We start from the raw sequence: 10,046 nt of genomic DNA, 5'->3' as shown, positions 1-10,046 counted from the left end.
GAGCTGTTCGGAGCCGTTGCCCTTGACGTTGAGCAGGCCCTTCTCGTCGACGAAGGCCGAAGCAACACCCGAAGTGTTGATCGCGTTGACCACGTCGCGAACCGTCGTGTTGGCGGTGAGTGCGATGGAGACATTGGTCGTCGAGGTCGGTGCGGCCGGGTTGGTGACGAGCTGGATGGTCAGCGTGTCATTGTTCGCCGGGGTCGTGTCGATGCCGAGGCTACCCGGCGACGACGCGGTCGCTGCGGCAGGGGCTGCAGCACCGTTGGAGCCGATCCGCTTGTCGAGGGCGATGTCCTTCAGGCTCTTGCTGGTCGCAACCTGCTCGCCGATGCTGGCAAGCGTCGTACCGGTTCCGACGACGGTCGGGCGGTTCTGGGCGGCGTCAGCCTGGGCCTGCTTAAGGGTCGACTGCAGCGAGCTCACCAGCTTGGTGATGCCGTCGATGCCCTTGGAGGCAGCCTGAATGGTCTGAATGCCGTTCGACATGCCGTCGAGCAGGCCGGTGAGCTGGCTCGAACGATCATTCAGCGAGGCGGCAGTGAAGAAATTGACCGGGTTGTCGACGGCGGAGTTGACCCGCTTGCCGGTGGCGAGACGATTCTGGATCGCCTGGGCCTGCGCCGTGGTCGCCTGCAGCGAGGCGAGGTTGTTGCGGACGCCGGTAGAAAGAGAAACGGCCATCTGTGTTTACCTTCTGGTATGGAGCCTTCTGGCGCCCAGGCCGTTCTGGCCAGGACGGGTCGACCCTGCTGCGCCAGCCCGTAACAACTGGTAAATTTAAGCCGTCGGATTGATGCGGATCGGCGGCTTGTCGGGGCATAGTTAAGCGGCCGCTAACGGCTTCGGCTTCCGCCTGTCATACCTCGATCCCCCGGACTGCCGTTGAGACCCCATGCGAGATGCCGAAACGCAAACCGCCCGCGCAGGGCACGGGCGGTTTGCGGATCCGACGGAAGGGACGAGGAAGCCGTCAGGCCGTCCGCTCGATCCGGTGGCGGGCCTCTTCGGCCTCGCGTGCCCGCTCGCCGAGTTCGCGGGAATAGGCACGGAGTTTCAGCAAGGTCTCGTCCGGGAGCTGCGAGATCGTCTCGCCGGTCTCGCGATCCTTCTTCTGCAGCACGACGGCGCGGGTCTTCGGATCGATGATGAGCTTGCGCTCGACGCCCTCGTCGATCGTCTTGTCGGCGAGGCGTCCGTTCTGCGCGTTGGCGAAGGCGCGCTGCTCGCCGGCTGCGCGGCTGCGGGCGTCACGCTGCTGCGCGCCGACATCGACGTGAACGGCGTCGCCGGCCGGGGCGGACTGGACGGTCTTTTCAGGAGGGAGATCGACGGCGACGCTGCCGGGCCGGGCGATGACGTCGGCGCGTGCGACGACAGGTGCGCCGGCTGGAGCAGCCACCCTCGGGGCATTGCCAAAGTCCATGTCGCACTCCTTCTGGAGCTTTCAACGGCACCGTCGTGCCGCCAGGCGTCGTCGTCGCGGACTGGATGCACCAATCCGATCCTGACGATAATGCCGGAAATGATTGAATCCGGCGTTAGGAAATTAGGTAAATATTGACGGTTGCCGTGGCAGCGGCCCGCCGCCGCCGTTCCCTTGGTCGCCGCCTGGAACGGGGTGACCGGCCCATCCGGCCCTAGAGCCGCCGCGATACCACCAGCGGACCGGAATTGGGGCGCGCGAAGACGCCCGCGCCGACCGTGGCGGCCGGTCCGTAGCCATTGGCGCGCATCGGCTTGTTGGCGTCGGCGGCGAGATCGCGGATCACCGATTCCGAGACGGCGCGGGCCGTCGCCAGGACCAGCTGGTTGGTCTCGATGAGATTCTGGAAGGCGTGATGCGCTTCCTTCAGCCGCTTCACCTGATCGGGCGCGAAGCGGGCCAGCGCCACGGCGTTGAGCTTCACCTGCTCGACGCCGCGCATATAGGTGCCGGCGAGCTCGGCCTTGCGCGGCTCGCGTGTCATCGCCTCGGGCAGGCGGCCGACGCGCACGAGCTCGGTCTCCTCGCCGACGAGATGGGCGAGGGCGGACAGCGCATCGAGCACGTTCTCGATCAGCGCCCGGGCGTCGCTGGCGCCCGAGACGCGCGGCCGCTCGTCGAGAATGCGTTCAGCCACCGACATCTCAGGCTCCCTTCGAGGCCTGGGCCTGGAGGCTCAGCATCTCGCGCATGATCTGGTCGGAGACGCCGATGCCGCCGGATTTCTGGATCTGCTTGGCGTATTGCTGGGTGAGCTGCGAGCGCCAGACGTCGCCGCCCGTGCCGTTCTCGCCGAGCGGACCCTCCGCGCCCATGTTGGTGAACATGTGCTGGGTCATCTGCTCGAGGAACATCGTCTCGAAATCATCGGCCTGCTTCTTGGCCTTGGCCTTGGCCGGGTCCAGCGCGTTGGCAATGCCGTCGACGACCTTGCCGGCGACGCCGAGCGCCAGATTGGCGGCGGGGAGGGCGAGAGCGGCAGTCATCACATCACCTCGATTTCGGCCTGCAGCGCGCCCGCCGACTTGATGGCCTGGAGGATGGAAATCAGGTCGCGCGGGCCGATGCCGAGCGCGTTGAGCCCATCGACGAGCTCGGCCAGCGTCACGCTTTCCTTGACGAGGGCAAGCTTGTTGCCGCCTTCGGTGTCGACCTTGACGCTGGTGCGCGGCGTCACGACCGTCTGTCCGCGCGAGAAGGGCTCGGGCTGCGAAACCTGCGGCTGCTCGCTGATCGTGACAGTGAGGTTGCCCTGCGCCACCGCGACGGTGGAGACGCGCACGTCCTTGCCCATGACGATGATGCCGGAGCGCTCGTCGATGACGACGCGGGCGCCCTGATCGGGCTCGACGCGCAGCTGCTCGATGTCGGTGAGCAGCTTGATCATGTTGCCCTTGAAGCGGGGCGGGATCTGCAGTGCGACGGTCGAGGGGTCGGTCGGCTCGGCGGAATCGCCGCCGATGAAATCGTTGATCGCGGCGGCGACGCGGCGCGCCGTGGTCAGGTCCGGATTGCGCAGCGAGAGGCGCAGCGTCTGGAGCTTGTTCAGCGCGAAGTCGATCTCGCGCTCGACCACGCCGCCATTGGCGATGCGCCCGACGGTGGGAACGCCGCGGGTGATCTTGCTGGCCTCGCCCTCGGCCGAGAAGCCGGAGATCGCGACCGGCCCCTGCGAGACGGCGTAGACCTCGCCATCGGCGCCGAGCAGTGGCGTCACCAGCAGCGTGCCGCCCTGAAGCGACTTGGAATCGCCCATGGCGGAGACGGTGACRTCGASGCGSGTGCCCTGGGTGGCGAAGGGCGGCAGATTGGCCGTCACCATCACGGCGGCGACGTTGGCGGTGCGCATGTTGGCGCCGCGGGTGTTGACGCCGAGCCGCTCCAGCATCGCCTGCAGCGACTGCTTGGTGAAGGGCGTGTTGTTGAGGGTGTCGCCGGTGCCGTTGAGGCCGACGACGATGCCGTAGCCGAGCAGCTGGTTGCTGCGGACGCCCTCGACCGAGGCGAGGTCCTTGATGCGGGAAAGCGCGAAGGCGGGCTGCGCCGGCAGGCTGAGGCCGAGCGCGAGCAGGCCGACCAGCGGCCGCATCAGCGATCTCAGGACAGGCAGGCGAAACATGCGGCTTCCGATGCTCGTGAACGAATCTCGGCTTTGCCTTGCGAGCGCCGTGCCAGATCGCGAAAAATCGAAAAGCCTTGTTTGTCAGTCGTTTGGAGTTTCGGTTCAGTCTGGTGCCAGGAAGATCGGGCGGCCGTTCCTGCCGGGGCGGCAGTTTCTGCCGGGTGATTTACCGGCTGTTAACCGTGCCGGGGCAAGCTTTCGTTAACTGTTGAGTTCACGCATCCGATCACCGGGAACGAGCTTCCCATTCCGGTTCGATGCTCCAGCGAGGCCGCCATGATCAGGATCGACCAGCGCGCGCCCGTCTCCAACGCCGGCTCGGCCAGTTCCGCGAGGCGCACGGGCGGCGCGTCCTTCACGCTTCCGACCTCCGACAGCGAGGCGCCTGCCCGCAGCGCCGGCGTCGCCGCGGCCGGCCCGCTCGACATGCTGCTGGCGGTGCAGGCCGATGAGGACCAGCAGGAGCGCAAGCGCCGCCAGGCCCGGCGCGGCCATGACCTGCTCGATGGGCTCGACCGGCTGAAGGCCGCGCTGCTTGCTGGGCGCGTGCTGCCTTCGGAGCTGGAGCGGATCAGGAACGCGCTGGCGCTCAGGCGCGAGACGACCGACGACCCGCGCCTCGACGAGGTGCTCGCCCATATCGAATTGCGCGCGGCGGTGGAGCTGGCGAAGCTCGGGCGCTGAGGGGGGGCGCGTTACCGCTTCGTGCCCAGGGAGGGGCTGGGAAGCGTCTGCGCCGCCAAGCGCTTGATCTCGTCGGAACGGAAAGTCTTCAGACGGCCAAGAAATGCACCGATCGCCTCGTTCCCGTAGGCGCGATGGCTGATCGCGAAAAGCAGGACGCCGGAGCGGCCGTTCGCACCTTTGAAGGAAGCATAGCGATAGGCGTTCCATTCGGCGATTTCGCCGCCTTGCGCGTCACGGCCGCCGATCAGGAAATCGACGATGATCTCGCCGCTCTGCTTGTTCTCGATAACGGCGAGGTTGGCGAGCGGATCCTTGCCCTTGCGGGCGTTGATCGTCCGTACCTGTGCGGAGGCCGCGCTCGCGACGCTGCCTCCTTCGAGCAGTTCGACGAGAAGCATCCGCCAGCGCTCGACCGTCTGGCCGGCAGGCAGATATTCCTGCTTGTAATAGGCCGGTGTCGGCTGTGCGCTCCAGGCCAGTGCATAGGGCGTTCCGGCGAAGGAGAGGGGGCCTGGCACGCCGATCCGGTCGATGGCCTCAGCGCCAGCGGGCACGGCCAGCACCGCCGACAAGGCGACGGTCGCAACTTGGATGGCTTGCCGTCTCGTGGCGCGAACCATCTGTCCTCCAGCTCAGCGAATGAACTGGTCGACATACTCCGCGCCGAGGCCGTTCTGCGCATAATGCGCCCGACATTTGTCGATGCGGGTGAAGACGTCGTCATAGCCCAGGCATTTGCCGTCCGGATCGACATAGATCATCGCGCCGTTGACCTGGAACATGGTGATCATCTCTTCCGTCTCGGGATCGACCACCAGCGTATGCGTCTCGCCCGGCGCCTCGTAGACATAGGAGCCCTCGGTCGCGACCCAGTCATGCTCCAGATAGCGCCACTGGCCCTTCAGCACATAGCCATGCACCGGCAGAGGGTGGCGATGGCGCGAGAGCACGCCGGCGCGGCGGACCTTGAGCAGGTTCATCCAGTAGCCGCGCGAGACGCAGAGGAGCAGGGGGCGGAACCAGACATTGTCGTCGACCGGCACCCAGACACGCTCATCCGTCGGGATGACGTTCGGGACGATCAGCTCCGGCGGCGATTCCTTGGGCTGGGGATGGCGATAGGGCGTCCAGCGCTCYTCCTGTGTGGCCGTGACCGGCATGGGACTCGTCGAGGTCATGGCGTGTCTCCCTATTGAGTTCTTGATTCAATGGCCGCTCGAACTGATTCAATGTCGGCGCGCAAGCGGCTGAAATATCTGGTTTTCTAGAGCGTGAGATAACCGCCGTCGACGGGCAGGATCGCGCCGGTGATGAACTGCGCCTCGTCCGAGACGAGAAACGCGATGGCGCCGCCGACATCGCCCGGCTTGCCCCAGCGGCCCATCGGCGTGCGGGCGAGGATCGGGGCCGAGCGGGCCTCGTCCTCGACCAGCGGCCGGGTCAGTTCGGTCTCGATCCAGCCCGGCGCCACGGCGTTGACCCGGATGCCTTCGGGCGCCCAGGCGGCTGCGAGCGACTTGGTGAGCTGGCCGACGCCGCCCTTCGAGGCCGCATAGCCCGGCGCGAAGGGCGAGCCATGGAAGGTCAGCATCGAGGCGGTGTTGACGATGGCGCCGCCCCGCTTGTCCGGCCCCTTCGCCGCGAGCTTCTCCTTTGCCGCCAGGCTCATCCGCATCGTGCCGGTGAGGTTGACCTCGATGGTCAGGCGGAAGGCGTCGATCTCGAACTCCTTGCCGCCGCGCTGGATCATGCCGGCGCAGTTCACCAGCGCGTCGATCCGTGGGCAGGTCGCGACGATGGCCGCAACCTCGTCGTCGCGGGTGACGTCGAGCCGGGCGTGGCGGATGGCCGGGTGGGCGGGCGAGACCGCGACCTCTTCCACGGTCAGCCCGGTGGCGAGAACCTCGTAGCCGGCCTTGGCCAAGGCGAGGGCGGCGCCGGCGCCGATGCCGCGCGTGCCGCCGGTGACGAGAGCGAATTTGGACGAAGTCGGCTGTGTCATGCGCCGGAGGCTAGAGTGCCGGCCGGCGCCGGGGAAGCGCGCGCGCCGCAAGCCGCCATGAGCCTGCGGCCTGCCTCACCTCATTGCCACCTGTATTTCAGCGAAAGCAGCGCGGTGCCGCGCGTCTCATAGTCGCTGGCGACCAGCGGCAGCTTGCGGGCGAGCGCGAGGTCGAAGGAGGCCTGCCAAGGMAGGTCCGCCGCCTTGGCGAGATCGACCGAGAGCTTGACCTCCGGCGTCAGCGCGGAATGAAAGCCGTCGCCCGCCGCGAAGACATAATTGCCGGCCATGCCGAGCTGGGTCGTCAGCATCAGATGCGGGAAGAGCTGTTGCCGATAGCCGATCGTGGCATCGCCGGTCTGCTCGGGATTGCCGCCCACCGCGCCGCCGCCACCGGTCGAGACGCCCCAGATCACGCCGGGATCGGTGGATGCGGGCCGTGCCCAGCGCCAGTCCAGGCGGGCGTCGCGCGAGGTGCCGGGCCCGGCCGGCGCGTTCAGGCTGGTCGAGAGCGAGAAGGCATCCTGGCCGAGCTTGAAGCCGACGGAACGGTCCTGATCCGCGCCCGTCATGGTCTCGCGCGCGGGGAAGCCCTTGCGGATGATGTCGACCGGGATGGGGGCGCGGGCGCGCAAATGGGCGCCGGACGCAGTGTCGGCGCGGCCGATCGCGGCCAGGGCCGGATTGAAGACGACGGCATCGGAATCCGCGACGACGGGCGCGGCCGCGTCCGTCCCATTGACGTCGGGGTCGAGCAGAGCTCCCCGTGGGATCGGGAGCTGCACGGCGGCGTCCGCGCTTGCGTCCTGCGCCCAAACCGGGCTGCAAGACAGCATTCCTGCGAGGAAAAGCGCCGCCGATGCCGGTGCGGCGCTCCACATCATGATGATACGAGACACGTCGTTCGTCCTGTCGCTATGACGAGCGGCAGGACAGGCTAGGCGGCGAAATTGCCGATTTTGCGGCAGTGCAGCATAAACCGCCGGGCGAGACATTGCCCGAAAGCTGCGCTTCCCCCGCCGCCCCGAACCCGCTAGGAAGCGACCAGCCGGAGACCTTGGCCGAAAGCCACGGTTTCGGACGTTCTATCTGGAGAGCACAGGGGTCATCGCATGAGCAAGATCAAGGTCGCCAACCCGGTCGTCGACATGGACGGCGACGAGATGACCCGGATCATCTGGCAGAAGATCAAGGACACGCTGATCTTCCCCTATCTCGATCTCGAACTCGAATATTACGACCTCTCGGTCGAGAACCGCGACGCGACCGACGATCAGGTTACGATCGACGCCGCCAACGCCACCAAGAAGCACGGCGTTGCCGTGAAGTGCGCGACCATCACGCCGGACGAAGCCCGCGTGAAGGAGTTCAACCTGAAGCAGATGTGGAAGTCGCCGAACGGCACGATCCGCAACATCCTCGGCGGCGTGATCTTCCGCGAGCCGATCATCTGCAAGAACGTGCCGCGCCTCGTGCCGGGCTGGACKCAGCCGATCGTCATCGGCCGCCAYGCCTATGGCGACCAGTACCGCGCSACCGAYTTCAAGTTCCCSGGCAAGGGCACGCTCTCGATCAAGTTCGTCGGCGAGGACGGCCAGGTGATCGAGAAGGAGGTCTTCAAGGCCCCCGACGCTGGCGTCGCCATGGCGATGTACAACCTCGACGACTCGATCCGCGACTTCGCGCGGGCCTCGCTGAATTACGGCCTGATGCGCAAGTATCCGGTCTATCTGTCGACCAAGAACACCATCCTCAAGACCTATGACGGCCGCTTCAAGGACATCTTCCAGGAGATCTACGAGAAGGAGTTCAAGGCCGAATTCGACAAGCTCGGCATCACCTACGAGCACCGTCTGATCGACGACATGGTGGCGTCGGCGATGAAGTGGTCGGGTGGCTATGTCTGGGCCTGCAAGAACTATGACGGCGACGTGCAGTCCGACACAGTGGCGCAGGGCTTCGGTTCGCTGGGCCTGATGACCTCGGTGCTGATGACGCCGGACGGCAAGACCGTCGAGGCCGAGGCCGCCCACGGCACGGTGACCCGCCACTATCGCGAGCACCAGAAGGGCAGGGAGACCTCGACCAACTCGATCGCCTCGATCTTCGCCTGGACGCGTGGCCTCRSTCATCGCGCCAAGCTCGACAACAATGCCGAGCTCGCGAAGTTCGCTGCGCTGCTCGAGAAGGTCACGGTCGATACGGTCGAGTCCGGCGACATGACCAAGGACCTCGCCCTGCTGGTCGGCCCCGACCAGAAGTTCCTCTCGACGACCGGCTTCCTCGAGAAGGTCAGCGAGAACATGAAGAAGGCGATGGCCGCCTGATCTCGGGCCCTATCGCAGCAAGCCATGCAGAGCCCGGCCGAGAGGCCGGGCTTTTTTTCTGCACGGGAAGGCGAAGCGCGAGGTTGCCCTGAGGCTTCCCGGGTGGGGAGCGGGCGCTCATCGTGAACAGGATCGGGGCGCCTTTTCACCGAAAGCCGATACCGATGATCACATGAAGCCCGGATTGCGCGGCAGGTATCGCGTCCAAGTTCCATAACCGTGCGATGCCATCAGCAGCATCGGGAAGGTGATGCGCATGCCACGACTGACTGCGAGGCTCAGGGCGCTTTCGCATGTCCCGGGCAGGAACGCCGATATGTTCTCGCAGGATCGATTGGCCGCAATCTTCAATGCGGACGCAAAGGCGTCACCGAGAGCGTCGGCCTCCCTGACCGCGAGAGGTCCGATATGCCCGCTGGAACTGACATAGCAGTAGCCGACACAATCGCTGCCGGAGCAGAGCAAGACCCCTGTGGCAGCCGGGTCATTGAGCAGGTAGCGGTGATGCTTCTCTCGCGTGAAGCCGATCGCGCGGGAGTCGATTTCAGCCAGTTTTTCCATCGTCGCGGCRYTGYCGTCGATCGGGATGCTMTCGAAYGGAGGCTCCSGCARTCCCTCSATCACCCGCTCYCGCGCCGCGCGGAACAAATAGATCGGCATCTTTGGAAAAAGCCCATGCCGAATGTAGAGGCCCTGCGAGACCCTGTTGAAGGTGAAAGTGATCAGGGCCTTGTGAGCCACGTCCGATTTCCGGGCATGTTCCAAGCTGCGTTTCAATAATTCATTCCCGATGCCACGACCCTGTTGGGCGGGATCGACGAATAGCTGGGCAAGAAACCACACATTCCCGCACACCCAACTCCAGACAAAACCGAGGATGTCATCGCCATCCTCCGCGATCCATAGGCCGTCAGGGTCGTCCCTGAGGGAGAACAGCTGAAAATTGGGCGCGCTTGGGGTTGCCATCAGACCGAAGCCATGGCGCGTGGTCAGATCGTTGATGCTGGCAACAACGAGGGCATCTGCCGTCGCCAGATCCTGCGCTCGGGCGGGCCTGTAGACGAGTGACATCGGACAACTCCGTCAGAGCTATTCAAACAGGTCTTGGCATCGCGTGTCCGGCTAGCAGGGCCAACAATATCGCGTCGCGTTGCCGTCCGGTTGGGAAAATTCATGACGAGATCCGCTGTGGACTCGCTCCAGCCGTCCTATGGGATCGCCGCGATTGGTCCGCAAAGGGTGGGACGCGGAAGCCGGTGCGCCCCGGTTCTGCGAAAGGGAGCGAGCCTTTCGTCGGACGTGCTTCCCTGTCCGGGAAGCCTGAGCAGGGGACCATGGAGCGGCGTATCGTTGGCGACCAGGCTTCGGCCTGCGGGGGCTTTTTCGTTTGCGCCCTCGCTAGCCGCGAGCCTGCGGCAAGAT

General features: G+C 65.8%; 12 protein-coding genes. 2 read left to right on the top strand and 10 right to left on the bottom strand.

The annotated features are described in order from the left end of the window. The 5 genes from AB4Y99_RS20485 to AB4Y99_RS20465 all read right to left on the bottom strand — a co-directional run. A partial coding sequence (locus AB4Y99_RS20485) for a flagellin N-terminal helical domain-containing protein (RefSeq protein ID WP_441524609.1) occupies positions 1–684 on the bottom strand: 684 nt, incomplete at its 3' end. Positions 685–973: 289 nt separating this feature from the next. Beyond that, positions 974–1,426 (bottom strand): hypothetical protein, encoded by a 453-nt coding sequence (locus tag AB4Y99_RS20480; protein ID WP_113255131.1) that lies wholly within the window; start codon positions 1,424–1,426, stop codon positions 974–976. 214 nt (positions 1,427–1,640) lie between these two features. Beyond that, complete coding sequence (locus tag AB4Y99_RS20475) at positions 1,641–2,129, bottom strand: hypothetical protein (RefSeq protein ID WP_142021873.1); 489 nt, start codon at positions 2,127–2,129, stop codon at positions 1,641–1,643. A 1-nt stretch (position 2,130) separates the two neighbouring features. Then, entirely contained in the window at positions 2,131–2,472 is a 342-nt protein-coding gene (locus AB4Y99_RS20470; RefSeq protein ID WP_038358668.1) for a rod-binding protein, read from the bottom strand. Beyond that, positions 2,472–3,575 (bottom strand): flagellar basal body P-ring protein FlgI, encoded by a 1,104-nt coding sequence (locus tag AB4Y99_RS20465; protein WP_441524610.1) that lies wholly within the window; start codon positions 3,573–3,575, stop codon positions 2,472–2,474. Before AB4Y99_RS20465 ends, AB4Y99_RS20470 begins: the two co-directional genes overlap by 1 nt. A gap of 309 nt (positions 3,576–3,884) precedes the next feature. Here AB4Y99_RS20465 and AB4Y99_RS20460 point away from each other — a divergent pair, with 309 nt between their 5' ends. Continuing rightward, positions 3,885–4,292, top strand: a complete 408-nt coding sequence (locus AB4Y99_RS20460; protein WP_081925087.1) for a flagellar assembly protein FliX — start codon at positions 3,885–3,887, stop codon at positions 4,290–4,292. An 11-nt stretch (positions 4,293–4,303) separates the two neighbouring features. On the opposite strand, the gene AB4Y99_RS20455 is transcribed toward AB4Y99_RS20460, so the two are convergent. The 4 genes from AB4Y99_RS20455 to AB4Y99_RS20440 all read right to left on the bottom strand — a co-directional run bounded on the left by AB4Y99_RS20455 (position 4,304) and on the right by AB4Y99_RS20440 (position 7,082). Beyond that, on the bottom strand, positions 4,304–4,915 hold the full coding sequence (locus tag AB4Y99_RS20455) for a hypothetical protein (RefSeq protein WP_441524608.1): 612 nt from the start codon (positions 4,913–4,915) through the stop codon (positions 4,304–4,306). A gap of 12 nt (positions 4,916–4,927) precedes the next feature. Then, positions 4,928–5,473, bottom strand: coding sequence for a 2,4'-dihydroxyacetophenone dioxygenase family protein (locus AB4Y99_RS20450; protein ID WP_441524607.1), 546 nt, complete (start codon positions 5,471–5,473; stop codon positions 4,928–4,930). A gap of 86 nt (positions 5,474–5,559) precedes the next feature. Then, positions 5,560–6,297, bottom strand: a complete 738-nt coding sequence (locus tag AB4Y99_RS20445; protein WP_441524606.1) for an SDR family NAD(P)-dependent oxidoreductase — start codon at positions 6,295–6,297, stop codon at positions 5,560–5,562. A gap of 80 nt (positions 6,298–6,377) precedes the next feature. Next, positions 6,378–7,082, bottom strand: coding sequence for a hypothetical protein (locus tag AB4Y99_RS20440; protein WP_441524605.1), 705 nt, complete (start codon positions 7,080–7,082; stop codon positions 6,378–6,380). 327 nt (positions 7,083–7,409) lie between these two features. Between AB4Y99_RS20440 and AB4Y99_RS20435 the strand changes: the two genes are divergently transcribed. Continuing rightward, positions 7,410–8,624, top strand: a complete 1,215-nt coding sequence (locus tag AB4Y99_RS20435) for an NADP-dependent isocitrate dehydrogenase (RefSeq protein WP_441524604.1) — start codon at positions 7,410–7,412, stop codon at positions 8,622–8,624. A 168-nt stretch (positions 8,625–8,792) separates the two neighbouring features. Here AB4Y99_RS20435 and AB4Y99_RS20430 read toward each other — a convergent pair whose 3' ends face one another. Continuing rightward, positions 8,793–9,695, bottom strand: coding sequence for a GNAT family N-acetyltransferase (locus AB4Y99_RS20430; RefSeq protein WP_441524603.1), 903 nt, complete (start codon positions 9,693–9,695; stop codon positions 8,793–8,795). Positions 9,696–10,046 lie beyond the last annotated feature (351 nt).

It is taken from the genome of Allobosea sp. TAB14, assembly GCF_052113865.1.
Taxonomy (GTDB): Bacteria; Pseudomonadota; Alphaproteobacteria; order Rhizobiales; family Beijerinckiaceae; genus Allobosea; species Allobosea spartocytisi.
This window is presented reverse-complemented; position numbering and strand designations above follow the sequence as displayed.